This window comes from Myxococcus xanthus (genome assembly GCF_013116825.1).
Taxonomy (GTDB): Bacteria; Myxococcota; Myxococcia; order Myxococcales; family Myxococcaceae; genus Myxococcus; species Myxococcus xanthus_B.
On sequence record NZ_JABFNS010000137.1, the window covers coordinates 1 to 26,246 of the forward strand.

The 26,246-nt window shown below is 69.9% G+C and carries 20 protein-coding genes; 13 read left to right on the plus strand and 7 right to left on the minus strand.

The annotated features are described in order from the left end of the window. The first annotated feature begins 92 nt into the window (after positions 1-92). The 10 genes from HNV26_RS37980 to HNV26_RS30420 all read left to right on the plus strand — a co-directional run bounded on the left by HNV26_RS37980 (position 93) and on the right by HNV26_RS30420 (position 8,962). Positions 93-527, plus strand: coding sequence for a hypothetical protein (locus tag HNV26_RS37980; protein WP_216612867.1), 435 nt, complete (start codon positions 93-95; stop codon positions 525-527). A gap of 2 nt (positions 528-529) precedes the next feature. Then, positions 530-907 carry a DUSAM domain-containing protein gene (locus HNV26_RS30380; protein ID WP_171444836.1) on the plus strand — a complete coding sequence of 126 codons (378 nt, stop codon included), beginning with the start codon at positions 530-532 and terminating at the stop codon, positions 905-907. A 298-nt stretch (positions 908-1,205) separates the two neighbouring features. Beyond that, positions 1,206-1,556 (plus strand): aminotransferase-like domain-containing protein, encoded by a 351-nt coding sequence (locus HNV26_RS30385; protein ID WP_253817210.1) that lies wholly within the window; start codon positions 1,206-1,208, stop codon positions 1,554-1,556. A gap of 89 nt (positions 1,557-1,645) precedes the next feature. Then, a complete protein-coding gene (locus HNV26_RS30390) occupies positions 1,646-2,476 on the plus strand; it encodes a metallophosphoesterase (RefSeq protein WP_171444835.1) in 831 nt (276 codons plus the stop codon). 123 nt (positions 2,477-2,599) lie between these two features. Further along, entirely contained in the window at positions 2,600-3,532 is a 933-nt protein-coding gene (locus tag HNV26_RS30395) for an ABC transporter ATP-binding protein (protein WP_171444834.1), read from the plus strand. A 9-nt stretch (positions 3,533-3,541) separates the two neighbouring features. Next, positions 3,542-4,303 carry an ABC transporter permease gene (locus HNV26_RS30400; RefSeq protein ID WP_301338544.1) on the plus strand — a complete coding sequence of 254 codons (762 nt, stop codon included), beginning with the start codon at positions 3,542-3,544 and terminating at the stop codon, positions 4,301-4,303. Positions 4,304-4,431: 128 nt separating this feature from the next. Beyond that, entirely contained in the window at positions 4,432-6,105 is a 1,674-nt protein-coding gene (locus HNV26_RS30405) for a serine/threonine protein kinase (RefSeq protein WP_171444832.1), read from the plus strand. A gap of 95 nt (positions 6,106-6,200) precedes the next feature. After that, positions 6,201-7,415, plus strand: a complete 1,215-nt coding sequence (locus tag HNV26_RS30410; RefSeq protein WP_253817212.1) for a hypothetical protein — start codon at positions 6,201-6,203, stop codon at positions 7,413-7,415. Positions 7,416-7,429: 14 nt separating this feature from the next. Further along, positions 7,430-8,404 carry a HEAT repeat domain-containing protein gene (locus tag HNV26_RS30415; RefSeq protein ID WP_171444830.1) on the plus strand — a complete coding sequence of 325 codons (975 nt, stop codon included), beginning with the start codon at positions 7,430-7,432 and terminating at the stop codon, positions 8,402-8,404. A gap of 27 nt (positions 8,405-8,431) precedes the next feature. Continuing rightward, positions 8,432-8,962: a hypothetical protein gene (locus HNV26_RS30420; RefSeq protein ID WP_171444829.1), complete on the plus strand. Its 531-nt coding sequence runs from the start codon at positions 8,432-8,434 to the stop codon at positions 8,960-8,962. 83 nt (positions 8,963-9,045) lie between these two features. Here the strand turns inward: HNV26_RS30420 and HNV26_RS30425 are convergent, their stop codons facing one another. From HNV26_RS30425 to treZ, 4 genes are all read right to left on the minus strand, one after another. Further along, positions 9,046-9,618, minus strand: a complete 573-nt coding sequence (locus HNV26_RS30425; RefSeq protein ID WP_171444828.1) for a glutathione S-transferase family protein — start codon at positions 9,616-9,618, stop codon at positions 9,046-9,048. 142 nt (positions 9,619-9,760) lie between these two features. Beyond that, positions 9,761-11,197 (minus strand): M20 family metallopeptidase, encoded by a 1,437-nt coding sequence (locus HNV26_RS30430; RefSeq protein ID WP_171444827.1) that lies wholly within the window; start codon positions 11,195-11,197, stop codon positions 9,761-9,763. 159 nt (positions 11,198-11,356) lie between these two features. Further along, the gene (locus HNV26_RS30435; protein ID WP_171444826.1) at positions 11,357-12,712 is read right to left on the minus strand and encodes a discoidin domain-containing protein; all 1,356 of its coding nucleotides are present in this window, start codon (positions 12,710-12,712) and stop codon (positions 11,357-11,359) included. Between the two features lie 306 nt (positions 12,713-13,018). Continuing rightward, a complete protein-coding gene (treZ, locus tag HNV26_RS30440) occupies positions 13,019-14,878 on the minus strand; it encodes a malto-oligosyltrehalose trehalohydrolase (RefSeq protein WP_171444825.1) in 1,860 nt (619 codons plus the stop codon). A 257-nt stretch (positions 14,879-15,135) separates the two neighbouring features. Here treZ and HNV26_RS30445 point away from each other — a divergent pair, with 257 nt between their 5' ends. Together HNV26_RS30445 and HNV26_RS30450 are read left to right on the plus strand one after the other, a co-directional pair. Next, the gene (locus tag HNV26_RS30445; RefSeq protein ID WP_171444824.1) at positions 15,136-16,281 is read left to right on the plus strand and encodes an AAA family ATPase; all 1,146 of its coding nucleotides are present in this window, start codon (positions 15,136-15,138) and stop codon (positions 16,279-16,281) included. Between the two features lie 108 nt (positions 16,282-16,389). Further along, positions 16,390-16,770 carry a DUF5335 family protein gene (locus HNV26_RS30450; protein ID WP_171444823.1) on the plus strand — a complete coding sequence of 127 codons (381 nt, stop codon included), beginning with the start codon at positions 16,390-16,392 and terminating at the stop codon, positions 16,768-16,770. Between the two features lie 127 nt (positions 16,771-16,897). On the opposite strand, the gene HNV26_RS30455 is transcribed toward HNV26_RS30450, so the two are convergent. Then, positions 16,898-17,728 carry a M57 family metalloprotease gene (locus tag HNV26_RS30455; RefSeq protein ID WP_171444822.1) on the minus strand — a complete coding sequence of 277 codons (831 nt, stop codon included), beginning with the start codon at positions 17,726-17,728 and terminating at the stop codon, positions 16,898-16,900. A gap of 538 nt (positions 17,729-18,266) precedes the next feature. Here HNV26_RS30455 and HNV26_RS30460 point away from each other — a divergent pair. Continuing rightward, positions 18,267-19,727 (plus strand): phospholipase D-like domain-containing protein, encoded by a 1,461-nt coding sequence (locus HNV26_RS30460; protein WP_171452921.1) that lies wholly within the window; start codon positions 18,267-18,269, stop codon positions 19,725-19,727. On the opposite strand, the gene HNV26_RS30465 is transcribed toward HNV26_RS30460, so the two are convergent. Beyond that, entirely contained in the window at positions 19,724-21,118 is a 1,395-nt protein-coding gene (locus HNV26_RS30465; RefSeq protein WP_171445406.1) for an MBL fold metallo-hydrolase, read from the minus strand. The genes HNV26_RS30460 and HNV26_RS30465 overlap by 4 nt on opposite strands. 264 nt (positions 21,119-21,382) lie before the next feature. Next, a complete protein-coding gene (locus HNV26_RS30470) occupies positions 21,383-26,230 on the minus strand; it encodes a DNA topoisomerase 3 (protein WP_253817213.1) in 4,848 nt (1,615 codons plus the stop codon). Positions 26,231-26,246 lie beyond the last annotated feature (16 nt).

Genomic DNA, 26,246 nt, shown 5'->3' on the forward strand with positions numbered 1-26,246 from the left:
GCCCTTCGTTGCACACGCCCCTTCGGCCTCCCCCTGACACAGTAGTGTTTGTTAAGGTGGAGTTCGGCCATGAAGCCGGGGCAAGCCCAGGCATGCCAAAGCTGAGCAATGTCCTTTCCCTATGGTGCCTCCTGGCGGTTGCCATGCTGGGCTGCTCCAGCAGTGCCACCGGAGCGGCGGGCCGTCGCGACGCCTACGCGATGGCAACCTGCACTGACACCGTCACGTGCTGCATCCAGCGCAACCCGGGCATGCCCGAAGCGTGCGGCCTTACGGCGGGCGAAGCCGCCTCGCACATGGCGGGCGTCAAGATGGCCATGGAAGCAGCGGACGACGCATCCGCCAAATCGGACGACTCCCACAACGCGGCACTGCCCGAATGGAGGCGCCGCTGCATTCGGAACTATGGCGACTGCCAGGACGATGGCTGGACGGGCTCCTGTTACGACTGCCTCCGCTACTGCGAAGGCCAACAGGAATGGCCTACGGACCAGTGCTTCCGGCCCAAGAAGAAGAGGATGAGATAGTCATGTCCGATGACCTTGACTGGACACCGGTGCGAGCCCTCGCACGCCGCGTGCGCGACGGAGAGCGCCTGACGCTGACGAACGAAGTACGGGAACTCCTGGAGCGCACTGCCTCCGAGGTCGGCATCAGCAAGACTGACTCGGCGCTCGCCATCGCTGGTGTCGAAACAGCCGAAGCGCTCCTGCTGGAGTGCGCGAGGCGCATCAAGGAAGGCTCAGACAGACTCACGGATGCGCTCTACCGAGCGAAGCGCTACCGGCTGTCAGGGAACCTGGACAGCGCCCGCCAGGAGATGCGGGATGTGCTCGCCGTCGAAGTGGTGCCGCACTACCGCGAGATAGCGGAAAGTCAGCTCGAAGACTTCGAAGACGAGCCATGAGCGGCAACGGGGGGCGCGACTGACGCGCTCAGCAACTCCCATCGCAAATCCCCACCGGCAGGCGTCCAGGCGGTGTCCAGGGCCTCCAGCGCCGCGTCCGCTCCGCTTCATACTCCGCGCGCTCCGTGGCCCGCCGCAACTGGCCCTTGAGGTCGGCCACCTCTGCCGTCAGCGCCGCATGAATGTGCCCGGCGCGCTCCAGGCAGAGAGGGACCACAGCACCAGCGCGCCCGCGCGGGGACCTACGACAAGGAGCGAAACCTCATTCGCCAACACCAATAGGCACCTCGCAACGCGCGTGCGCGGCCACGCGCCCCAGGCGCACCTGGCCGCAAGGCCATGCAAGACGCGGCGCGAGTACGAGCAACTGTCTGAGAAACTCCGCCGCCACTTCGGAGACGCCTTCGAGCAACAACCCTCTGTCGCCGGCCTGCACCTGTGCGTCACCTTCACGCGAGGCGACGCCCGGTTGGAGCGGGAGCTCGCACGACGGGGCCATGACGCAGGCATCGGCATCGAAGAACTCTCTCGCTACTTCGCCGGGACGCGCACCCGCCATGGCTGGGTGCCGGGCTACGGCTGCGTGACGACGGACCGCATCAACGAAGGACTCCGGCGCCCGCGAGCGCGACTCGCCTGCGCCCTCTGACACCACCGCACGCGCCGCCTCCCGTCAGTCCCGAAGCACCGCCCCCGTCCGCGCCCGCGACTCAAGCCTGAACCGGAACGGAAACCGCCATGTCCTCCACCCAGACGTTCTTCTTCGCCGTGGTGGGCGACGTCCACGGGCACATGCACCGGATGGTGAATCACCTCACCGCCTGGGAGGTGCGCAGCCGAAGGCCGCTCGACTTCGTGCTCCAGGTGGGCGACTTCGAGCCCCACCGTCACGACGCCGACCTGGCCACCATGGCCGCCCCCACGAAGCACAGGCACCTGGGGGACTTCGCGGCCTACCACCAGCGACGGCGCCGCTTCCCCTGGCCCGTCTACTTCATCGGCGGCAACCACGAGCCCTACGGCCACCTCGACCTGCACCCAGAGGGAGTCGCGCTGGCACCGCACTGCCACTACCTGGGCCGGAGCGGCGTGGTGGAGCTGAACGGCCTCCGCGTGGCGGGCCTGTCCGGCATCCACCGGGAAGCCACCTTCTGCAAGTCCCGCCCGCCGCTGGCCTCGATGGGCGACGTGTCCAACAAGGACTTCACCTTCTTCAACGAACAGGACGTCGAGCGAGTCCTGGCGCTCGGGCGCGCGGACGTGCTCCTGCTGCATGACTGGCCCTCCGGCATCATCCCGCCCGAGGAGGCCGCCGACTTCCAAGGACAGCGCCGCGGCGCGAACCACGACCTCGTCGGCAACGCGTACGCGCGGCTGCTGGTGGACGCGCTCCAGCCCCGGCTGGTCCTCTGTGGCCACCTGCACCGGCGCTACGCCGGCACCGTCCAGCACCCCGGCGGCCAGCGTTCGCTCGTGCGGTGCCTCGCCAGCGTGGAGCAGGGCGCGGATGCGTTCGCGGTCTTCCAGTGCCGTGAGGGCACGCTCCAGGAAATCGCCATGCGGGAGTGACACCAGATGGACAACGCGACGCGCCACCCTGCCCGACTTGCAATAGCGAGTCGCCGGGGACGGACACGACGCACGCACACAAGCCGAGCGCCGCGAGACCGGAGGTGTTACAGAAAGGCCCCCATGTCCGTCCCCGCCCTCGAACTCCAGGGACTCTCCAAGCGTTACGGAGAGTTCACGGCACTTCACACCGTGGACCTCACCATCCACCCCGGTGAAATCTTCGCCCTGCTGGGCCCCAACGGCGCGGGCAAGACGACGATGATTGGCAGCGTCTGCGGCCTGGTGAAGAAATCCTCCGGCAGCATCCGCGTCTTCGGCAAGGACCTGGACCAGGACCCGGTGGGTCCGCGCTACGACATCGGGTTGGTGCCGCAGGAAATCAACTTCGACCCCTTCTTCACCGTGGCCGAATCGCTGCGCATCCAGCTGGGCTTCTACGGCCGCCCCGCGAATGAAGCGCGCATCGACGAGGTGCTCACCGCCCTCAACCTGCACGCGAAGAAGGACGCGTACACGCGCGCGCTGTCCGGCGGCATGAAGCGCCGGCTGCTCATCGCCAAGGCGCTGGTGCACAAGCCGCGCCTCGTCTTCCTCGACGAGCCCACCGCGGGCGTGGACGTGGAGCTGCGCCGCGACCTGTGGACCTACGTGCGCAAGCTCGCGTCGGAGGGCACCACCATCGTCCTCACCACGCACTACCTGGAAGAGGCCGAGGAATTGGCCGACCGCGTGGGCATCATCAACGAGGGCCGCCTCCTCATGGTGGAGGACAAGGCCACCCTGCTGCGCCGCTTCGGCGAGCGCCGCGTCATCATCACCTTCGAGCAGCCGCAGCCGGGCCTGTCCGAGGCCGGCAAGCGCTTCGCCGCCCGCCTCAGCGAGGACGGCCGCACCCTCACGTACGTGGAGCGCGACGGCTGCGCCCCGTCCGGCGAGCTGCTCCGCGCCCTCTACGCCGAAGGGCAGCTCATCTCCGACGTGGAGACGCGCCGCTCTCGCATGGAGGACGTGCTCATCGAAATCCTCCGTGGCCGCCCACAGCAAGCCGCCTGAGCCCTCAACATGAACGTCCTTGGGATGAAGACCCTTCTGGCGAAGGAGGTCCGGCGCTTCATGCGCGTGCCGGGTCAAACCGTCCTGTCGCCCCTCATCAGCACCACGCTGTATTTCATCGTCTTCGGCGTCTCCATCTCCGGCCGCGTCCAGACGGTGGAGGGCGTGCCCTACCTGCACTTCATCGTGCCGGGGCTCGTCTTCCTCGGCATCGCCAACAACGCCTTCCTCAACAGCTCCTCGTCGCTGTTCATCACCAAGATTCAGGGCACCGTGGTGGACCTGCTGGTGGCGCCGCTGGGGCCCGGTGAGCTGATGGCGGGCTTCATCGGCGGCGCCATGGTGCGCGGGCTCGTGGTGGGCCTGCTCACCTGGGCCGTGGCCACCTTCTTCACCGGCTTCAGCCTGGAGCACGCGGGGGTGGCCGCGTACTTCCTCATCCTGTCGTCCTACGTCTTCAGTGTGCTGGGCATGCTCGCGGCGGTGTGGGCGGAGAAGTTCGAGCAGATCAACTTCTTCCCCACCTTCGTCATGCTGCCCCTCACCTTCCTGGGCGGCGTCTTCTACTCCGTGCGCGAGCTGCCCGCGCCCTGGAACACCGTCAGCCTCTTCAACCCCATGGTCTACATGGTGGAAGGGCTGCGCTACGGCATGCTCGGCCGCAGCATCTATTCGCCGCTGGGCGCCGGGAGCATCCTCTTCGCCGTCGCCGTGGGGGCCACCGCGCTCACGTACGCCGTCCTGCGCTCCGGCTACAAGATGAAAGCCTGACTCACCCCGGAAAGCCGGGCAGGCCGTTCACGCCTGCCCGCTTGCCTGCTCGTTCCCAACCCTGTGGGGTAATTCGCGACTGAGCAATTCCCACGAGCTAAGAAAGAGCGATATCCTGGCGGGCACACATGGCTGTGCCATTCGGTAAGTACGAGCTACTACGCAAGATTGCCTCTGGGGGAATGGGTCAGGTGTTTCTGGCCCGCGAACATGGGACGGGGTTTGAGCGACTTGTCGTCCTCAAGCTCATCCTTCCCCACCTCGCGGAGGATGATGAGTTCCTCTCCATGTTCCTGGACGAGGCCGGGCTCGTAGCGCGCCTGACGCACCCGAACCTCATCACCATCCTCGACCTGACGGAGATTGAGGGCCGCCACTGCCTCGCGATGGAGTACGTGCAGGGCGACGACGTGCGCCGCCTGGACAAGACGTCCCGCGCGCAGGGCAAGACGCTGCCGGTGGGGCTCATCCTCCGCATCATCGCGGACGCTGCCGCCGGGCTCGACTACGCGCACCAGGCGCGTGACGCCCAGGGCAAGCCGCTGCGGCTGGTGCACCGCGACGTGTCGCCGCAGAACATCCTGGTCGGCTTCGACGGCGGGGTGAAGGTCATCGACTTCGGCGTGGCGAAGGCGGCCACCAGCAGCCAGAACACGGCCACCGGCGTCCTCAAGGGCAAGTACCCGTACATGTCCCCGGAGCAGGCCAGCGGGCTCGCCATCGACGCGCGCAGTGACTTGTTCGCGCTGGGCGTCGTCATGTGGGAGCTGCTCACCGGCAAGCGCCTCTTCAAGGGCGAGTCGGACATGATGACGCTGCGGCTGGTGAAGGACTGCCAGGTGCCGCGGCCGTCGCAGCTCAACCCGCGCCTGCCGCCGGGCCTGGATGAAGTGGTGCTCAAGGCCCTGGCGCCCTCGCCGGACCAGCGCTACCCGGACTGCGGCGCCTTCCGGCTGGCGCTGGAGGACTACGCGCTCAACCTGCGGCTGCCCTCCAGCAGCGCACACCTGGCCGCCTTCCTGCGGGAGCTCTACGCGGACCGCATCGCCCATGAGACGGACCCGGCGAAGCTGGACCAGCTCGCGGAGGACGCGGACCTGGACTCGCGCTCCAACTCGTCGCTCAGCGGTGTGCCGGGGCTGATGGGCCCCGCGGGGCGCTCCTCCGCCTCGCGGGCCATGCGCGGCTCCGGCTCCCCCCATGGCGCCGCCCCCGGGACGCGCTCGCGGCAGGCCGCCGCAGCGCCGCAGGCGAAAGAGAAGACGCGAGGCACCGCGCCCCTGGCCCGCCCCCCTCCGGAGCCGGCCCGGCGCATCCCCTGGCTCCCGGTGGCCACGGCGGGGCTGGGCCTGCTCATCGCGGGCGCGGGCATCGTCTTCTTCCGCTCGCCCGCGGACGCCACCCCGGTCCGCCCGCCGGTGGAAGTGGCCGTGCCGCACCAGCCGGAAATCGCGCCGGAAGTGCAGCCGCCTCCCCGCATGGCCCCCGAGCCGATGCGCCACGTGGAGCTGCCCGTCATCACCGAGCCCCCAGGCGCCCGGGTGAGCGTCAATGGCGAGGAGCGCGGCGAGACACCGCTGCGCCTGGAGCTGGAGGCCGGGGCCGCCCCGGTGTCGGTGACACTGGCCCTCAGCGGCTACGAGCCCGTGACACGGCAGGTGTCCGCCACGGACGAGGAGCTGCGCCTGGAGCTGCGGCGCGCTGGCGGCGGCAAGCCCGTCCCGGGCACGCCGACCGCCGGTACGAAGCGGCCCGCCAGTCCCGGCCAGGGCGGCGGCCTGGGCATCAAGACGGGCCGCTGAGCCTCGCGCGGGAAAACCCGCGCGAAATGATTTTCTGAGACGGCGCGCGCGCCGGGCCCTCAGGGGGATTGGACCCCCTCACAGGCCCAGGCGCCATGACTCCAGAATCCCTCCACCGTTCCGCCGGCCCCGCTCCGGGCCGGCGCGTGCCCAAGGCGCTGGCGTGGCTCGCGGGCGCGGCCTTGCTCGTGGGAGGCGCGGCGCTGCTGTCGTCGCGCGGCGGCGATGGCGCGGCGTCCGACGCCGAAGCCGGCGGCACCGCCGCGGCGTCCCGCGAGGCCGCATCCGGCGGGCGAGGCCCCGGCGGTCGCGCGGGCACGGGTGGGACGCACGACGAAGCGCCGCCGCCCCCTCGCTTCGACGAGGCCGTGTGCTGGCGCGAGATGGAGCGCTTCGACGCGGCGGTGACGCTGGAGAACTTCCGCGCGTGGGCCGCGCCGCTGCTCGCGTCGGGGGATTCGCTGGTCGCGGACTACCTGGCGGGGCGCCTGACGGAGCTGATTGGCCAAGACCCGGGCCGAGCGAGCGAGGTGCTGTCCTGGGCGCGCACCGCGGGGCCCGACGAGTTCGACGTCCTCCTGACGGCGCTGCGTGGCTCGGAGGCGGTGCACCACGCCCAGGTGGCCACCCGGCTGCTGGCGCAGGGCATGGACGCCACGCTCGACGGCGGACGGCGCGCGGGCCTCCTGTCCGCGCTGGACACACAGAAGCGCTTCGAGCCGGCGGCGCTGAACACGCTGACGTCCTTCGCGAAGGACCCCGTCTCCGGCGAGGCGGGCTGGGCCGCCACGCGCACCATCGCCCGCGTCATGAAGCGCGACTTCGAGGCGAAGGGCAACGCCGCGCCCTACATGGACGCGCTGCTCACCATCGGCACCGAGTCTCCCGACGAGCAGATTCGCTACCTGGCGCTGTCCACGCCCATGCACGCCACGCCCGTGCTGGATGAGCGCACCCGCGCGCAGTACGCGAAGGTGCTCACGCAAGAGGGCAGCCCGGACGGACGCGAGGCCGCCGCGCACAACCTCTCCATCTCCGGAGACAACCAGCAGGTGCTGGAGCTGTTCGCCCAGGCCTTCGCCCGGGAGCAGGAGACGTGCGTGCGGTGGGCCCTCTTCCGCTTCGCCGCCCGCGCATCCGGCCGCGAGGCCCTGCCCGTCATGGCCAACATGGCGATGGCCGACCCGCGCTTCCAGCCCATCTACCAGGTTTTCGAACAGCTCTACGCGAGCGGGCTCCACGACTTCGTCCGGCTCTGGAACAGCCTGCCCGACCAGGACCCCTTCGGCTGTCTCGTCGGTCACGACTGAGCCCGGGAGCTTCCATGAAACGCCTCTGCCTTCTGCTCACGCTGCCCCTCTTCCCCCTGCTGTCCACCCACGCGCACGCGGCCTCCACCGACGCTCAGCCCGCGCTCCGGGCCAGCACCTGCTCCGTGCGCGGGCTGATGGATGACATCCGCCGCGGACTGGGCTCCGGCTCACCGTCCTACCAGCGCTACCTGCGCACCCTGCTGCGCGAGGCCGCCGTCACGCTGCCAGACGCGGAGCTGCGCGACGCCTTCGCGCGCGAGACAGAGCCCGTCATGGCTGAACACCTGGCGGCGGCGCTGGTGGCCCGCGCAGAACGTGAAGCGGACACCCAGGCCATGAACGTGGTGGCGCAGCGCGCGTTGCACGACGCGGACCCGTCCGTGCGCGCCGCCACGCTGCGGGCCATGCGGCGCACCAGCGCGCTGGAGCGCACCGGTGATTTGTACGAGCGCATGGTGCGGGACGAGTCGCCCCAGGTGCGGCAGGAGGCGGCGACCAACCTCATCGAGGACAACGCACACGTGTACGCCGGCCAGTACGGCCCCGCGGCGGACACGGCGGTGACGGCCGCGGTGGCCTCCACGGACCCGGCGGTGACGGCGCGCATCCTGGACAACCTCTCCACGGAGAAAATCAGCGCCGAGTCCGCGGACCGCATCACCTCCCTGCTGCGCAGCGATGACGCGAGCGTGCGCAAGGCCGCCGTCAACGCGCTGGGCGGCGTCCCGGCGGAGCAGATGCAGGGCGCCCGCGAGTCCCTGCTCGCCATGTACCGCGAGGAGACGGACGACGGCGTGCGCAAGGCGCTGCTCCAGAGCGTCGCGCAGCTTGGCTTCGAGGGCGCGATTCCCGACCTCCAACGCCTGCGCGCCATGGACCCGCGCCTGGCGCGGGAGGCCGACGCGTGGATTCAGGTTCTCGGCATGGGCCTTCAGGAGTGGAGCCTGCTCCTGAGGGAGAAGCAGCGGTTGCAGCAGGCTCCGTGACAGGCAGTCCATTGAAAGGAACACCTCATGCGTAGCAGCACCTGGAAGAACTCCCTGGCCGCGCTGGCCGCGCTGGCGCTCATCCCCGCGTCTGTGACGGCGCACACCGTCAAGGGCACCCACACCGGCTCGGTGACGGCCCTGACCCACTACAGCAGCGGCACGTTCCACGGAGCGGTGGACATCGGCGCGGGCGGCCGTTGCAACTACTGGGGCGCGGAGACAGGCGTGGTGGGCTCCGTCTACTGGGCGGTGACCATCCGCACCACCGGCGTCGTCTGCAACGGCAGCGGCAGCGGCAACCAGAACGAGGCGCGCCACGCCTGGGCGAGCGGCTGGACGTTCCGTCAGTGGCACTTCATCAAGACGGCGGACTCCCGCAGCCGCACGTGTGACCGCTGCCAGGTGGGCAACATCGGCGGCACCGGCAACTCCACCGGTCCCCACGCGCACCTCCAGCAGGACAAGCTGGGGACGAAGGACACGTCCTGGTACAAGGGCTACGTCAGCGTGGGCACCGCCGTCACGCGCGCGAAGACCATCGGCGTTCTGGACTGACGCACGGGCCCACTGGGCCATCAGGAGGCCCGGACACCTCCCCATCGGAAGGTCCGGGCCTTCGACCTCGCGCGAGGCGCCGCTCAGCCCAGCTTCATGCTCTTCGGGCGGGCCAGCAGCCGTTCGATGTAGGCCTCCAGCGCGGGACGCCCCGTCTGGCTGCCGAAGATGCGCATCCAGATGAACATCGAACCCACCATCACATCCGCCGCGGTGAAGCGCTCACCGAACAGGTAGGGGCCCTGTCCCAGTTCGCCCTCGATGACGTTCAGCACCGTCTCGAAGTCCGTCCAGCCCCGCGCGGGCCCCGTCGGCAGCTTCATCAAGTGGTCACCCATGGCGGGCTCCAACTGCGACGTGGAGTACACCATCAACGACAGGTAGCGCCCCCAGTCCTTGTCACCTGGCTTCGGCGCGAGCTGCGCGTCCGGGAACTTCTCCGCCAGGTAGAGACAAATGGCCGCGCTTTCAAACAGCCGCGTGTCTCCATCCACCAAGGCCGGCAATTTCCCAGCGGGATTGATTTTCAAGAACTCAGGCGACTTGTGCTCCTTCTTCTCGAAGTCGATGGGGACGATTTCATACTGCGCGCCGCACTCATCCAACATCCACCTGGCAATGACCGCGCGGCTTCTCGGGTTGAAATAGAGTTTCATCGTCGGACCTGACCTTTCGGATGGAGGGCAGCGCGGTCTCCTACCAGAACGCCGGCACGGGGCACGGCCTCACAGGACCTGCGCCACCGCGTCCAGGAGGCGCCCGCCCCCCAGCCTGGGAAGCGGGCCCGGCGGAAGCCGCCTACCGCTTGAAGTGGTCGGCGATGACGCTGGCCACGCAGCAGGTGAGCTTCTTGCCCGTGGGGATGTGGAGGAACTCGTTGGGGCCGTGGGCATTGCTGCCCGGGCCCAGCAGACCGGTGATGAGGAACTGCGCCTCCGGGAAGCGCTCGCCCAGCATGCCCATGAAGGGGATGGTGCCGCCCTCGCCCATGGCCATGGCCGGCCGGCCGAAGTAGGTGGCGGACGCGGACTCCACCGCGTTCGACAGCCAGGAGGCCAGCGGCGGCGCGTCCCAGCCGGTGCTGGACTTCTCACCCTCGAACGTCACCGTCGCGCCGTAAGGCGGGTCCTTCACCAGCGCCTGCGTCAGCGCCTCCATGGCCGCCTTGGGGTCCACGCGCGGCGGGATGCGCATGGACAGCTTCACCGTGGTGAAGGGCCGCAGCACGTTGCCCGCGCTGCTGAGCGCCGGCATGCCGTCCACGCCCGTCACGGACAGCGCCGGACGCCACGTCCGGTTGAGCACCAGCTCCGCGCCGTCGTCCGACATGGGGCGGATGCCGGGCACCCAGGGGAACTTGGTGAAGACCTCCTCCCCCAGCACCTTGGCCGCCGCGCGGGCCTGGTCGCGCCGCGCCTCCGGAATCTGCGTGTGCAGGGCCTCCACCAGCACCTTGCCCGTGCCCTCCTCCTCCACGCGAGACAACACCTGCCGGAGCACGCGGAAGGACGACGGGACGATTCCGCTCGCGTCCCCGGAGTGCACGCCCTCCGTGAGCACGTCCACCCGCAGGTTGCCGGCCACCATGCCGCGCAGCGACGTGGTCATCCACAGCTGCTCGTAGTTGGCGCAGCCGGAATCCAGACACACCACCAGCGACGGCTTGCCGATGCGCGGCGCCAGCGCCTCGATGTAGGCCGGCAAGTCGTAGCTGCCGCTCTCCTCGCACGCCTCGATGAGCACCACGCAGCGCGCGTGCGGCAGGCCCTGCTCGCGAAGCAGGCGGATGGCGGTGAGCGACGCGAAGGCGGAGTAGCCGTCATCCGCGCCGCCGCGCCCGTAGAGCTTGTCGCCCTCGCGCACCGGCGTCCACGGCGTCAGGCCCTCGCGCCAGCCCGTCATCTCCGGCTGCTTGTCCAGGTGGCCGTACAGGAGGATGGTGTCGTCGCCCTTCGTCCCGGGCACCTCCATGTAGATGACCGGCGTGCGCTCGCGGCCCTTCTCATCCTTGAGGCGCACCACCTCCAGCACCAGGCCAGGCAGGTGCTGGGCCTGCGCGAGGCACCAGTCCGCGACGAGCTGAACGGCGGCCTCCATGTGGCCGGAGCGGACCCAGTCCGGGTCGAAGGCGGGCGACTTGTTGGGGATGCGGATGTAGCGCTCGAGCGCGGGGAGGATTTCCTGCTCCCAGATGCGGTCGGACGAGTCGGTGGCGGTCTGGACGTTCATGGCCATATCGGGCCGAATCCAGAACACGGGAGAGGGGCCCCTGTCGACAGCGGGAATCCACCAGGAGGCCGGATGGCGTTGATGGCCCCCATCGGATGCGCTGAAAACGCCCCACCCCGGCACTCCTGGGAGTACCGGGGCGGGGCGCCAACTGTCGTCAGCCGCTCACTGCTCCGCGGGGATTTCGCGCACGGACATCCACTTGAAGTCCACGTCGGTGGCGCTGTCCCAGCGGAAGACCGCGATGGGGCCGCCCCAGGTAATCGGCATGGCGTTCACCCCGCCGCCGCAGTGGCTGGCGTCGCCACCCCAGCTACCCGAGTCCACCATGTCGTAGACCTTCTTCCAGGTCTTCTTGTCGGCGTTCTCGTTGAGGTACATCTCCAGGCGCACGGCGTCCTTGCCGTTGACCTTGGTGTTGCGCATCACCGACTTGAAGCCCACCCAGCGGCCGCGGAGCGAGGACGTGCCGGACTTGTACGCCGCCTGCTCATACGAGACGTGCCACGTCTCCTTCTGCCAGCGGACCCGGCCGTCATAGTGCAGCGAGCCCTTGTAGGAGCTGCCCTCGCAGCCCGAGTTGCTGTCGTTGTGCTTTCCGCCACGCGCGTACCAGGCGAAGTTGTCCGAGGCGTCGGACGTGGAGTTGACCTTGATGAAGCCCGTCATCTCCACGTTCCGCCAGTCGTTCGCCGCCTGCATGTAGCCTCGGCTGGCCAGCACGTCACGGTCATAGGTCGGAATCTTGGACGCGCTGTAGCCCGTTGACGTGAAGACGGACATGCGCACCTTGCTGCTCTTCATCTTCCAGGAGCCGTCCGAGTTGCGCGTGATGGTGTTCTGCGGGTCAAAGCGCTTGTCGGACGTCGCGCTGTCCGACAGGAACCACTGCTCGCCGCCCGACTTGGTCGGGTAGATCATCGTCACGCCGAACTTGTCCTGCGTGGGCGAGGGGTCGGGGTCCGGATTCTCCGGCTCCGGGTTCTCCGGCTCCGGGTCCGGATTCTCCGGCTCCGGGTCCGGGATGGTGGCGCCGGAAAGGGCCGCCATGTCCGTGATGCTGCCCCAGGTCGTCTGGGTGCTGCCGTAGAAGGTGACGCGCACGTAGCGGGCGTTCACCGTGGGGAAGGTGACGCGCTCGAAGTCAGCCGTCTTCCCGGAGGAGATGCCCACGAAGACGCGGGTGAACGTGGTCCCGTCCGTCGACGTGGCGATGTCGAAGAGGTTGATGCGCTCGTTGCCACGGAACCAGGCGATGTCCAGGCCGTTCACCGGCTTCACGGACCCCATGTCGCCGCGAATCCACTGGCCCGCGCCCGAGGCCGACCAGCGAGTGGCCTTGTTGCCGTCAACCGCCATGGCAGGCGTGTTGCCGTCGTGGGAACTGGCGGTGGCGGACGTGAATCCTCCAGCGGCCAGCGCGGGCGTCGCGAACGCGCCGACGGCCAGCGAGAACGCGGTGACAGACGTGCGGAAGCGCTTCCATCCCCCCAGGGACGAAGTCGAGTGCTGTCGATTCAAGTGACTACCTCAGGTGAGGCCGCGAGCTTCCGCGACACATCGGAGCGGCCAAGAGCCATTCCGGAGCGCCGCGTTCCCCCCGCGGCGCGTGGACTTCCATTTCCCCGGCCGTCTGGGAGGAGGCACCCGCGCTCACGCGCGGAGGCTTTCTCCAGGAGCGGCCGGAGGTGTTACCGACTCAACGACGGACTGCGGGCCCCAATACCCTTTGAGTCGATATGGAATTCCCACGGCATTTCTTGAGCATGTTTTCAGCCATGCCCGCTCGCCCTGCGGCGATACATGCAATGAAACACGGCCTGTTTCTCAGTCTTTGGCGGGAAGTCTTATCACAGCCAGAGCCGAACCCTTCAACCGCACGGCGTCTTGCTTCAATGGCTGCAATTTTTCGGAGCCGCCGAAGCAAGCGTCTTCAGTCCACAGCACCAGCGCCGAGCCGGCGGGCACCGGATAATCCAGCGCGCCGCGCAGGCTGAGCAACACCTGCAGGCGCTGGCCGCCGCCACGCCGTTCGAGCACCAGGGCGTCCGGCCCCAGGGCCCGGGCCACATAGGAGCCCCGCCCCGTCTCGCGCAGGGCGGGCTCCGACGCGCGCAGACGGAGCAGCTCCCGGTAGAGCGCTCGCACGCCCGCATGCCCTGGCTTCTCCGCCTCCGCCCAGTCCAGTCGGGAGCGGGTGAAGGTGTCCTCCGCTTGCGGGTCCGGCACCTCCGCGCCCGCGAAGCGCGCGAAGCCGGCGAACTCCTTTCGCCGGCCCTCCGTGACGAGCTTGCCCAGCTCCGCGTTGTGCTCGGTGAAGTAGAGGAAGGGCGTGCTGGCGTTCCACTCCTGCCCCATGAAGAGCATGGGCGTGTAGGGAGACAGCAGCAGCAGCCCGCTCATGGCGCGGAAGGCCGCGGGGCTCACGTCGTGCCCCAGCCGCTCGCCGAAGGCACGGTTGCCCACCTGGTCATGGTTCTGGATGCAGTGGACGAAGCGCCACGGCTCCAGCCCCTCCGCCTTCGTGCCGCGCGCATGGCCCAGGTTCTTCGACACCTGCCCTTCGTAGAACCAGCCCTGGTTCAGCGTGCGCGCCAGGTCCTCCGTGTTGCCCGTGTAGTCCTGGTAGTAGCCCTCGCTGTCCCCCGCGAAGGCGCGGCGCAGCTGGTGGTGGAAGTCATCCGCCCACACGCCGTCCAACCCCAGGCCGCCCTCCGACGCGGGGCACATCAAGCGCCGCTCGTTGCGCTCGTCCTCGGCGATGACATGCACCTGCCGGCCCGGCGCGCAGGCCCGCGCTCGCTCGGCGACTTCGGTGAGCAGGTGCGGCGTGCCGTCGTCGATGATGGCGTGCGCGGCGTCCAGGCGCAGGCCGTCCAGGTGGTAGTCGGCAATCCACATCTCCACGTTGGCCAACACCTGGGTCCGCGCGTGGGCGCTGCCTTCGCCGTCGTAGTTCACCGCGTCGCCCCACGGCGTGTGGTGGCGGCCGGTGAAGTAGTGCGGCGAATACACCCGCAGGTAATTCCCATCCGGTCCGAAGTGGTTGTAGACGGCGTCCATCAGCACCGCGAGCCCGTGCGCGTGCGCGGCGTCCACCAACCGGCGCAGCCCCTCCGGACCGCCGTAGTCCTGCTGGGGCGCGAACAGACTCACGCCGTCGTAGCCCCAGTTGCGGCGTCCCGGGAAGGACGCCACCGGCATCAATTCCAGCGCGGTGATGCCCAGCTCCTTGAGGCCGGCCAGACGCGGGATGAGCGACTCGAAGGTGCCTTCCGGCGTGGCCGTGCCCACGTGCACCTCGTAGAGGACCAGCGCCTGCGGCGCCACGCCCTTCCAGCCCGCGTCCGTCCAGGCGAAGTCAGGCACCACCACTTCCGACGGCCCATGCACGCCCTGGGGCTGCGAACGCGACCACGGGTCCGGGAAGGGGCCTTCGCCGTCCACGCGCAGCTTGTAGCGAAGCCCCGCGCCCCGCCCTTCCAGCACCGCGCCGAAGCAGTCGCCGGGCTCCGGCGTCATCGGCAGGACGCGGCCGGGCTGGCCTTGCGCGTCGTGCAGCACCACCTCCACGCGCTGGTGGCCGGGCGCCCAGACACGCCACCGCACCCGCCCGTCCGCCTCCACCCACGCCCCCAAGAGAGGGGCCTTCGACCGCGCTGCCCGAGACTCATCCGCTGGACCCATGGGCGTGTCCCTGTAATGCGTCACCCCTGCCCTTGAGGAGCACTCCGTGTGGCCGGCCGCGCCCGCCGCGCGGCGGATGTTCACGGGTAGGCATGGCGCCCGGAAGGAATGGGAACCGGCCGACGGTGTTCGTGACGACGCCCCCGCGGGCTGGACGACGGCCGTGAGCAGGCGCGCGGCCCGCCTTGTCGGCCCCGCGCCTCGCCAGGATGATGCGCCCCCCGGCGGCCACCCGCCCCTGATTGGAGTCCCCTGGAATGAGCATCACCCACCCTGGCCTGGAGCCGCTGCCCGAATCGCCCGACGAGGACGTGCGCGCGCGCGTCGCCGCCATCGAGGTCCTCTCTCCCCGCGAAATCGACGAGCGGTTGTCGGACCTGGGCTACCGGGGGCAGACGGAGGCGCGCCGCGCGGCATCCGTGCTGGCGTACCGGCACCTGCGCCGCATCCGCCACCTGTTCCTGGAGGGGCTCGCCCCCGAACCGGGCATGCGGGAGAACTGCCTCTTCCTGGGGCCCACCGGCTCGGGGAAGACGTTCCTCGTGGAGCTGCTGTTCCGCGAAATCCTCGCCGTGCCCACCGTGCTGGCGGACGCCACGCAGTTCTCCGAAACCGGCTACGTGGGAGACGACGTGAGCACGCTGCTGTCGCGCCTGTACGAAGCCGCGGACCGGAACACGGCCTGGGCTGGCTGCGGCGTGGTGTGCATGGACGAGTTCGACAAGCTCGCCACCAGCCGCTCCGACAGCCGCTTCGCCGGCCAGCAGACCACGAAGGACGTCAGCGGCTTCGGCGTGCAGCGCAGCCTGCTGCACATGCTGTCCGCCCCCAGCGCGGACTTTCCGCCCGACTTCGGCTTCACCAGCCGCCAGCGGCCCGACACCATGGAGCTGGCCTGCGTCACCTTCATCGCGTGCGGCGCCTTCAGTGGCCTGAGCGCCACCGCGGAGGGGCTGGCCCGGAGCGAACACCTGGGCTTCGGCCGCGAACCGCTCCCGGCGCGGGCGGAGAGCATCGCCACGCGAGTGACGGAGGAGCAGTTGGAGCAGACCACCGCCTTCGCGCGCTACGGCTTCATCCCGGAGCTCATTGGCCGCTTCAACCGGCTGGTCTCCTTCTCGCCCCTGGACGCGGGCACCCTGGGCGACATCCTCCAGCACAACGTGCTGCGTGCCTATGAGCGCGAGTTCGAGCAGGAAGGGCTGCGCCTGCAGGTGGACACCGAGGTGCGGCAGTTCGTGGTCGCCCGCGCGCTCAAGCGGGAGACGGGCGCGCGAGGGCTGCGCACCACGCTCGCCCCCTTGCTGGAGCGGGCCGCCTACGAGCACTTTGGCCACCCGGGCAACGACGGCACGCTCCGGCTGACGCTGGAGGCTGGCGAGGTCCACGCGCGGCGGGTGTAGCCGCGCGCCTCCCGGCCAGCTGACGTGCCAGGGAAGCAGGCCCGTTCCACACCCCGCACGCACAAGCCTTACGGTTTTGCTGAGCAACGGAATCCGGAGGGCAGACACATGCATCACACTCGGGAGATACCCAGGGAAGGCTGGGGGGACTACCTCGCCTTGCTGAGCAACCTGGAGCGCGACCACTGGGTGCGCATCGAGACGGAGAGCACCGACTTCGGCGACCAGCCGCTCGCCGGCAGGCTGCCGCTGGTGGAGATTGCCCTCGAGTCGAAGGGGAGCGACCAGGGCTCCGTGGAAATCATCGTGGGCCGGCCGGGCGGAGAGGTCACCCACCGCATCCTCAAGCCCGACCACATCTACGCGGACGAGAGCGAGAGCGGCGAGCTGGAGTGCCTGGACATCGAGGACGCGGACCACGTGAAGACGCTCATCTTCTTCGAGCCGCAACGCGCGGGCGACGAGCTGGGCATCGGCGCGCCATCCTGACGGCGGACCCCACGCGAGCACGATGAGGCCGGAAGGCACCCGCCCGAGCAAGGGGTGCCCTCCAGCCAGCGCGCCCTCCTGACCGGGCCTCACGGCGAGGCCAGGGCGGCGGTCCTGCATCGTGAGGCTACGGGTACAGCGCGCGAGCGCCCTGCTTGTCCAGGGTGGTGAGCACCAGGTCCCCCGTCTGGGTGCCAGCGCACTGCGGGTAGTGCATGACGGACGCGCGGTCATACGTCGACGTCAGGGCGCGCCACGCGTTGTCCTCGAAGCAGCCGCTGCCCGTGGAGCGGGTGTGCTCGTGGCGGAAGCCCAGCACGTGGCCCAGCTCGTGGCGCATGATGCCCTCCAGCGTCCAGGGCGAGATGGGGCCAAAGGCGGTGTTGTCCACCAGCACGTTGCGGCCCGAGCGCCCTGAGTTCGGGAAGAAGGCGCGCGCCAGGTACTGGCCGCCCGAGTTCACCGGACGCACGTCGAAGAGCACGTTGTTGTTCGAAGCGGTGCAGGCCCCGTCCTGCGCCGTCACGTGGATGAAGTTGACGTTCGCGGTGGCCTCCCAGGCCGCCGTGGCGCTGTTCATCGCCGTCACCACGCGCGACTTGTTGCCGGAGAAGGTGCTGCTGACGCAGTACGTGAGGTTACGCGCCTGGGTGGCGCTCCACCTCACGTCTCCGCTAATGGCCTTGGTGGGGCTGGTGTTGTAGACGGCCAGGCCGCCCCGGCTGGTCCCCGTCTCCGCCGCGACGTGGTTGTCGAAGAAGGCGCGCAGCTCCTCCTCGCTGTCGAGCGCCATGTCACCGTCGAAAATCAGCTTGCCCTCGGGATCCTCGTACACCGAGGCCCGGAACTCCTCCCACGTCATCTTCGTCGGCTCGGACTCGGAGGCCTCCGGGCCACCGCACGCGGAACCGAGAAGGGCCACACCAGCAACCAGCGCAACGGAGCGGAACTTGAGCATCTTGGGGTTTCCTCTGACGCCTACTTCGGGGGACGCCCCCGCCGCCCGGCGATTCCGCCAGCCGCGGCCTGGAGCGCTCCGCCCTTGAGCAACCGCCGCGCCAATCCGACGCCCAGAGGACAAATCAGGATTTCATGACATTGCATGGACTGAAGACATTCCATGTTTGGAGTCAAAGGACGTAAACACTCCTGACGGCGCGCCCGGCAACATGGCGCCGGCACGGAGGAATCGCGTCTTCCGAGGGAGTTGCATCCAAACCAGACAGCGCTGTCTGTTTGTCGGTCACCTGCCCCGTGGGGCAGGTCCGCCGCACCTGGGGAGAAAACCACCCGTTGCAAAACGCCAGACATTGGCAAGATGCATTCCCAGACAGCCAGCGTCAACCCTCTCACCGCAGCAGGGCCGGGTTCATTCAGCCAGCGCCGACACCCGGGGATGGCGGCCGCGGGGGTTGATTCCCGACGCCCCGGGGCGCTGAGGACTGCGCGCTCCATGCGGGCGTGATAGGCGGAACAGGAGGATCCCGCCGTTCGCTATGCACCTGTTCGACATCCCCGCGTGGTTGGAGGTGGCCTGGCCCCACGTGGTGGCGGCGCTGACCGTGCTCATCAGCGTGGTGGCCAGCGCCCATGCGGTGCTGCACAAGCGGGACGTGCGCGCCGCGGTGGGCTGGGTGGGGCTGGCGTGGCTGGTGCCGGTGCTGGGCGGGGTGCTGTACGTCCTGCTGGGCATCAACCGCATCCGGCGCCGGGCGCGGTCGTTGATGCTGAAACAAGAGCACGGCCGCTTTCCGCCGCTGTTCCAGGTGGCCCCCATGAAGGCGGAGACGGTGAGCGGCCCCCACCCCGAGGCCGCCCCCCTAGCACCCCTGGTGCGGCTGGGGGACGCGGTGGTGGGACGGCCGCTGCTGCCGGGCAACCGCGTCACCGTGCTGGAGTCCCGCCGGGACGCCTACCCCGCCATGCTGGAGGCGATTGGCGCGGCGCGCACGACGCTGTCGCTGTGCAGCTACATCTTCGACAATGACGTGGCGGGCCGGCGCTTCGTGGAGGCGCTGAGCGCCGCGGTGAAGCGGGGCGTGGAGGTGCGGGTGCTGGTGGACGCGGTGGGCTCGCGCTACACGTGGCCGCCCATCCTGGGCCGGCTGCGGCGAGCCGGCGTCCGCGCCGCGCGCTTCCTGCCGTCGCTGATGCCTTACCGGCTGCCCTTCGCCAACCTGCGCAACCACCGCAAGCTGATGGTGGTGGACGGGCGCGTGGGCTTCACGGGTGGCATGAACATCCGCAAGGCCTTCTGGCCCGGCGAACACGCCGCCGTGGACCTGCACTTCCGCGTCGAGGGACCGCTGGTGGGGCAGCTCCAGGAGACCTTCGCGGAGGACTGGGCCTTCACCACGCGCGAGCGGCTGACCGGTGAGGCCTGGTTCCCGCCGCTCACCGAAGTGGGCACCGTGCTCGCGCGGGGCATCGCGGACGGCCCGGACGAAGACTTCGAGACGCTGCGCACGGTGCTGCTGGGGGCCCTGGCCACGGCGCGGACCTCGGTGCACATCGTCACGCCCTACTTCCTCCCGGACACGGCGCTCATCACCGCGCTGAGCGTGGCGGCGCTGCGCGGCGTCCAGGTGGACATCCTCCTCCCCGAGAAGGGCAATCTTCCGCTGGTGCAGTGGGCCGCATGGGCGCAGCTGTGGCAGGTGCTGCGGCCGGGCTGCCGCATCTTCCTCACCGCCCCGCCCTTCGACCACACGAAGCTGATGGTGGTGGATGGCGTGTGGTCGCTCATCGGCTCGGCCAACTGGGACCCGCGCTCGCTGCGGCTCAACTTCGAGTTCAACGTGGAGTGCTACGACACCGCGCTGGCCACGCAACTGGAGGGCGTGGTGGCCGCGCGGCTGCGCAACGCGCGGCCCCTCACGTTGGAGCAGGTGGACGCGCGCGCCCTGCCCATCCGCCTGCGGGATGGGCTGGCGCGGCTGCTGTCGCCGTACCTCTAGAGCAGGGCGCGCCGGACCCGCCAGAAGGTCTCCTTGGCGGCACGGTAGCCCCGCGAGTCCTGGGGCAGCAGCGTGCGCAGCAGCTCCGCGGACTGCGTCTGCAGGGGCCGCACGCAATGCGTCTCCACCTTGGCACGCAGGAAGCCCAGCGGGTCGCGCTTGCGGTAGTCCGCGAAATAGGTCCGCAGCTCGTTGCGCGTGCGCGCCCGCCCGTTGTCCGCGTACTTGGCCACATAGGGACTGAAGTCCGGGTAGAGCCGCCCCGCGCCGAAGTCGCCGTGCAGCGTCGTCTTCATGAAGTTGCCGATGAGCAGGTCGTCGAAAATCTGGTAGCGCACGGCCGACATCAGCGAGCCGCGTGGCACCTCGAAGGTGATGCCCCGGCGGAAGCGGCGCTTCTGGAATTCGATGACGTGCTCCCGGCCTCCCACGCGGAAGCGCAGGAAGTCGAGCGTGCGCCCCAGGTGCTCCACGCCGAGGAAGTAGGTGGTGAGCGCCGTCACCTCGTCCGTGTCCAGTGAATCGCTCCAGTCGTCACCGAAGGCCTTCGGGTCCACCGGGCGCAGGACGCGCTCCCGGGGCTGGATGCGCTCCGTCTGACCGCGGATGAAGTCGTGGCGGATGAACGCGGGCAGCAGCAAGCAGGTGTGCGACTCGAAGCCCCGGCCGTAGTCCTCCAACCGGGTGGTGTACTCGGAGGCCCAGACGCTGTCGGCCCGCTGGTACTTGTGCATGGAGCTGAAGGGGATGAAGTAGCGCACCCCATAGAACTCCGCCTGCCGGGCAATGGTCCGTCCCACGGGCGTCTTCGCCGCGGCATGGGGCGCGATGCGCTTCCCGTCCTCGGTGAAGAAGTTGATCATGTCCGCGTCGCCATACCCGGACAGGGCCAGGAGATACGACTCCTGATACCCGCTGACCACCTTGCGTACGAAGTGGCTGGCCCCGCGGTCCCCCGCGTCGTTGAGGTTGACCAGCAGCCGCCCATCCATGTCCACCAGCAGGACGGCGTCCTGGTTCACGTCCGGCAGGCACATGACGCGGATGCGCGGTGACAGCTGTGTCCACACCCGGTCCGCCAGCACGTGCACCTTGAAGCCCTGCCCGCGCAGGTCATCGCGCATCCGGTGGCCGAAATGGTTGGGCACCAGCAGCGTGCGCGAGCGCAGCGCGCCCAGCGACTCCATGCTCAGGTGGTCCGGGTGGCCATGGGACAGCCACACGTAGGGACAGGCCTGGATGGCCTCGCGCTGCGCCGCCGGAATCTCATGCGACAGCGTCCAACTCCCGAAGTATGCGCTGCCGTCCGTCCACGGGTCGGTCACCAGCACCGGGCCGTGGTCGTGGCAGATGAGCGTGGCGTTTCCAATCGTCTCGAAGCCCAGTTCCATCGCGTGCCCCCCTTCGCCCTGCGTCCGCGCACAAGTCCGCTGGTTTGGCCGGACGAACGTGACGATGGGCGGACGCCGCCTGCACTGCCCGGCAGCACGGTGAAGATGATTCGTCGCCTGGACGCACGCTGCCCGTTCCTGCGGGCGTGGCGCCGCGGCCCCTTGCGCCCCGCCCCCGGACTTGCGCTGGAAGCGCCGTGGCGCGCGGAGGGAAGCGCCCTTCCCCTCATGGGAAGGACGCCTCCTTCCGCGAGGCGTCCGGGCTCAGCTCCTGCGCGCCACGAGGGAAAGAATCTGCGCGCCGTAGCGCTCCGTGAGGGAGGGCCCCACCCCGTGGATGGCCATCAACTCCGAGCCATTCTCCGGACAGGCCGACGCGATGGCCTCCAACACCCGGTCCGTGAGGATGCGGAAGGCGGGCACGCGCCGCTTGCGCGCCTCCGCGAGCCGCCAGGCCTTCAAGGCCTCCACCATCTTCGGAGAAGGCTCGTCCGCGGCGCGGCGGCCCGGCGCGGCGGCACTCGGAGCCCCCGTGCTCCGGGACGCACGCGGCGCCCCGGCGGTGCTCTTCGAGGGAGCGTTCGCGCGCCAGTGCGTCGGCGGGTCTTCCTCATCGGATTCGGATGCCGTGCGCCGCGTCGCGGCCCCGGCCTTGGCGCGGACCGCGCGCTTCTTGGCCGAGGACCGCTTCGCGGTGCCCTTCTCCGCGCCCTTGCCCCGCTTGCGCTTCGCGGCCTTCTCCAGGGGCAACGGTAGGACGACCCGCTGGGGGTCCACCGCGCGCGTGCGGCGGCCCTCATCCGTCAGGGCGAGGCGCTGGAACAAGATGACCTGCCCGTCCTTGTCGAACGAGTCCACCTCCAAGCGCGTCAGCCCGGCGCGGACCAGTCCGCCCACCAGCCGCTCGAAGTCGCGCCGTGGCAGGGACTCTCCGAACAACTCGCGGTGGAGCCGTCCGGTGGCCTGTCCGTCCCGCTCCTGGAGCGACTCCAGGATGCGCTCCAGCCAGTGCCGCTCCGCGGAGGTCGGCTCGGCGAAGCGCAGCGTGGCGCAGTCCTCCGGCGCGCAGACGTCACACAGGCCGCACGGCTCACCCGAATCCTGGGTGTCACCAAAGTGCCCCACGAGCTGCTTCATGCGGCAGCCATGGGCCTCCGCGTAGCGCCCCATCTGCTCCAGGTGCAGCAGTTTGCGATCGCGCTGGGCCGAGTACGACGCGGCCCAGCCCGGCTTCCCGCGCATCACCGTCTCGTCAGGCGTCATGACGACGCCGCCGTGAATCCAGAGCTGCTCCAGTGCCTTGTCAAAAACTTCGGGGTCTCCTCGCACGCGGCCCTGGAGCACGGCCTTGGGCTCGAGCTGCGGCGCCGTGGACTTGAACAGCCGCTCCAGCACGTACGCCTCCGGGTAGTCGCGCCGGTGGAAGAACTCGTGCGTGCGCCGGTCGATGTACGAATGCAGCAGCACCGCGCGCGACGGCTTTCCATCGCGGCCCGCGCGGCCCAGCTCCTGGTAGTAGCCCTCCAGGCTGGCGGGGAGCGCCGCGTGGATGACGGTGCGCACGTCCGCCTTGTCGATGCCCATGCCGAACGCCGTGGTGGCCACGATGACCTCCAGCGAGCCCCGGAGGAACTCGGCCTGCACCCGGTCTCGCTCCGAAGGCTGGAGCCCCGCGTGATAGGCGGCGGCGGGGAACTCGCCCGCGAGTTGGTCTGCGAGCTGCTCGGCGTGCTTGCGCGTGGCCGCGTAGACAATCGCGGGCCGGTTCTCCTCGTCCTCGAGCAGGCCCTGGATGGCGTCGCCGCGCGCGCCGGGGTTCAGCTCCCGCACCTCGATGGCGATGTTGGTGCGGCGGAAGCCGTGAATGAAGGTGCGCGCCTTGCCCCCGGGGCCTTGCAGGCCGAGCTGCTGGACGATGTCCCGCTGCACGTCCGGCGTGGCCGTGGCGGTGAGCGCCACCACGGGCGCGGGGCGCAGCAGGGGCAACCGCGCGCCCAGGAGCCGGTAGTCCGGGCGGAAGTCGTGTCCCCACTGGGAGATGCAGTGGGCCTCGTCCACCGCGATGAGCGCGGGCGTGCGGCGCGCCAGGAACTCCACGAAGCCCGGGACGCCGAGCCGCTCGGGCGCGATGAACAGGAAGTCGAGCCGGTCCTCCAGGTAGTCCGCGCACACCTGCCGCGACATGGCCCGGTCTCTTCCGGAGTGGATGCGGTCCGCCGCGAAGCCGAGCGACTGGAGCCGCGCCACCTGGTCCTCCATCAGCGCGATGAGCGGACTCACCACCAGCGTGGTGCCCGCGCGCGCCAGACCCGGCAACTGGTAGCAGAGCGACTTGCCCGCGCCCGTGGGCATCACGAGCAGCAGGTCCTCTCCCGCCGTGGCCGCGCGGCACACGGCCTCCTGATACGGCCGGAAGTCCGAGAAGCCGAACGCCTCCTTCAGCAGCGGACGCAGCGCCTCGGGCGCCGTCGGTGCGCGCCGCACGCGCTCCGGCCGCTGCCCGGTGGACGCGGCAGACGCCATGGGCCTCGCACGATTCACTGGAGCGCGAGCAGCGCCCGTGCTCTCCCAGGCCCCGGCGTTCCAGCCCGCGCCGTCCGCCCGCGGAAGACGCGAGGCCGCGCCTCCGCCCGGTGACATGGCGGAGGACAGCGGCTCATCACGGAGCTCCGAGCGACCCACGGAGCCCGAGGTCCTGCTCCGCCGCGTCCCAAAGAGCGGCTCCGAAGCCTCCGAGAACGCGCCCGGGCGTCCCTGTCCCTGCACACCCGGCGCGGCATCCGCGAAGCGCTCGGCAGAAACCTCCATGAACGCCCCTTGCCGGCCACGCCCCGACACTCCCGCCGAAGCATCCCCGAAGCGCTCGGTAGAAGCCTCCGTGAACGCCCCCTGCCGGCCACGCCCCGACACTCCCGCCGGAGCATCCCCGAAGCGCTCAGCAGAGGACTCCGCGAGCACAGCCTGCCCGCCAGGGCCACGCGCTCCCGCGCCAGCGCCGTGCGCCGCGCCCTCGCTCGCCACCTGCGCCGCGCCGCCCTGTCCCCAACCTGCTTCAGGTGGAGCCCCCCACACCTCGTTACGCGGAGGCCGTTGCGTCGCGGTGGCGCCATGGCCCACCACCTCGATGACATACGCCTCGATGCCGCGGATGAACTCATCGAGCTGGCCTTCGCCGCGCTCGATGCGCTGGAGCCACGCCTCCCACTGGCCCGTCATGGCCGGCGTCTTCACATCCGGGTGCACCACCTGGATGAGATGGATGCCCTTCTCCGTGGCCTCCATCACCTTGCCCCGGCGGCGCAGGTACTCGCGGTCCAGCAGCACCTCGATGATGGCCGCGCGGGTGGCGGGAGTCCCCAGGCCCGTCTCGCGCATCGCGTCCGCGAGCTCCTTCTCATCCAGCGCCCGCCCCGCCGACTCCATGGCCGTCAGCAGCGTCGCATCCGTGAAGCGCGGAGGCGGACGCGTGCGCTTCTTCACCGCCTCCACGTCCTCCACGGACTGCGGCTGCGCGCGCGCCAACCCCGACGGCAGCGTCTGGGGCTCATCCTCCGGCTCCCGCTCCGCGTCCTCGCCCTTGCGCCCCTCCGACTTCAGCCGCGGCGCCTTCTGCCCGCCGCCGATGTCCAGCACCTTCCAGCCCACCTGCTCCACCTGGGTGCCCGTGCTCTGGAAGCGGTCCACCACGGGCTGCGCCCCTGCCGACGTCACCGCGGTGATGACCGTGGTGACCCGCCAGACGTGGTCCTCGTGCCATGCCTGGAGCAGACGCCGGCACACCAGGTCATAGACGCGCTGCTCGTCCGGAGACAGCCGCACCCCGCCCGGCGCCGTGGGCGTGGGGATGATGGCGTGGTGGTCCGTCACCTTCGCGTCATCCACATAGCGCTTGCCCAGCGCCCGGGCCCCCGTGCCGACGGCCAGGTCCTCCTCGTAGGGCCCGCGAATGGCGTTCACCACCTCCGGCAGCGTGTCCGCCACGGTGCGCGACAGGTGCCGGCTGGCGGTGCGCGGATAGCTCAACAGCTTGTGCTTCTCGTAGAGCGCCTGCGCCACCTCCAGCGTGCGCTGCGCGCTGAAGCCATGGAGCCGGTTGGCGTGCCGCTGCAGCTCCGTCAAGTCGTAGAGGAGCGGAGGCGCCATCTTCTTCTCCTCCGACTCCAGCGATTCGATGAGGGCCCGCCCGGCGCGCACCCGGTCGATGATGGCCTGCGCCTCCACGCCGTTCGCATCCAGCCGCCGCGCCTCGCGCACGCCCTCGAAGCCCGGGGGGGCCACGGGCTTGCCATCCGGCCCCGAGCGGAACCACGTGCCCTTGTACAGCGCGTCCGGCGGAACCCCCTTCGCCCTGGGCGCGAAGGTGGCCACCAGCTCCAGGTAGTCACGCGGCACGAAGTCGCGGATGGCCAGCTCACGCTCCACCACCATGGCCAGCGTGGGCGTCTGCACCCGGCCCACGCTCAGCATCTCCCCATGGCCCCCGTGCGCCAGCGTGTACAGGCGCGACAGGTTCATCCCCACCAGCCAGTCCGCCCGGCTGCGCCCCATGGCCGCGGCGGCCAGCGCTTCGTATTCGCGGCCGTCCGCGAGCCGGCGGAAGCCGTCCTGGATGGCCCGCTCCGTCAGCGACGACACCCACAGCCGCTGTACCGGCTTGCGGCACTTCGCCGCGTCGTAGATGTACCGGAAGATGAGCTCGCCCTCGCGCCCCGCGTCCGTGGCGCACACCACCGAGGACACCTCCGGCGCGTTGAGCACCTGCTTCACCACCTCGAACTGGCTGCGCGTCTCCTTGGAGACGACGAGCGGCCAGTCCGCCGGGAGCATGGGCAGCAGCGCGCGGCTCCACTTCTTCCAGTCCGCGCGAATCTCATGGGGCTGCGCCAGGCCCACCAGGTGCCCGATGGCCCACGTCACCACGTAGCCATTGCCGCGCAGCCAGCCCTCACCGCGTTCGTTCGCCCCCAGCACCCGCGCGATGTCGCGCGCCACCGAGGGCTTCTCCGCCAGCACGGCCAGCAGGGAGGGGCGACCGGAGGACGCCTTCGCACCGCCGTCCCTGCCTCCGCGCCTGTCCTCCCGGGGCGTCTCGCCCATCTCTTCCCACCTCATGTGCCCTGTCCCCTCC

Coding starts and splice junctions, on each gene's coding strand:
- HNV26_RS30380 (WP_171444836.1), top strand. CDS start 530: ATGTCCGATGACCTTGACTGGACACCGGTGCGAGCCCTCGCACGCCGC.
- HNV26_RS30415 (WP_171444830.1), top strand. CDS start 7,430: ATGAAACGCCTCTGCCTTCTGCTCACGCTGCCCCTCTTCCCCCTGCTG.
- HNV26_RS30445 (WP_171444824.1), top strand. CDS start 15,136: ATGAGCATCACCCACCCTGGCCTGGAGCCGCTGCCCGAATCGCCCGAC.
- HNV26_RS30470 (WP_253817213.1), bottom strand. CDS start 26,230: ATGAGGTGGGAAGAGATGGGCGAGACGCCCCGGGAGGACAGGCGCGGA.
- HNV26_RS30455 (WP_171444822.1), bottom strand. CDS start 17,728: ATGCTCAAGTTCCGCTCCGTTGCGCTGGTTGCTGGTGTGGCCCTTCTC.
- HNV26_RS30405 (WP_171444832.1), top strand. CDS start 4,432: ATGGCTGTGCCATTCGGTAAGTACGAGCTACTACGCAAGATTGCCTCT.
- HNV26_RS30400 (WP_301338544.1), top strand. CDS start 3,542: ATGAACGTCCTTGGGATGAAGACCCTTCTGGCGAAGGAGGTCCGGCGC.
- HNV26_RS30430 (WP_171444827.1), bottom strand. CDS start 11,197: ATGGCCATGAACGTCCAGACCGCCACCGACTCGTCCGACCGCATCTGG.
- HNV26_RS30450 (WP_171444823.1), top strand. CDS start 16,390: ATGCATCACACTCGGGAGATACCCAGGGAAGGCTGGGGGGACTACCTC.
- HNV26_RS30460 (WP_171452921.1), top strand. CDS start 18,267: ATGCACCTGTTCGACATCCCCGCGTGGTTGGAGGTGGCCTGGCCCCAC.
- HNV26_RS30390 (WP_171444835.1), top strand. CDS start 1,646: ATGTCCTCCACCCAGACGTTCTTCTTCGCCGTGGTGGGCGACGTCCAC.
- HNV26_RS37980 (WP_216612867.1), top strand. CDS start 93: ATGCCAAAGCTGAGCAATGTCCTTTCCCTATGGTGCCTCCTGGCGGTT.
- HNV26_RS30410 (WP_253817212.1), top strand. CDS start 6,201: ATGACTCCAGAATCCCTCCACCGTTCCGCCGGCCCCGCTCCGGGCCGG.
- HNV26_RS30465 (WP_171445406.1), bottom strand. CDS start 21,118: ATGGAACTGGGCTTCGAGACGATTGGAAACGCCACGCTCATCTGCCAC.
- HNV26_RS30420 (WP_171444829.1), top strand. CDS start 8,432: ATGCGTAGCAGCACCTGGAAGAACTCCCTGGCCGCGCTGGCCGCGCTG.
- HNV26_RS30425 (WP_171444828.1), bottom strand. CDS start 9,618: ATGAAACTCTATTTCAACCCGAGAAGCCGCGCGGTCATTGCCAGGTGG.
- treZ (WP_171444825.1), bottom strand. CDS start 14,878: ATGGGTCCAGCGGATGAGTCTCGGGCAGCGCGGTCGAAGGCCCCTCTC.
- HNV26_RS30395 (WP_171444834.1), top strand. CDS start 2,600: ATGTCCGTCCCCGCCCTCGAACTCCAGGGACTCTCCAAGCGTTACGGA.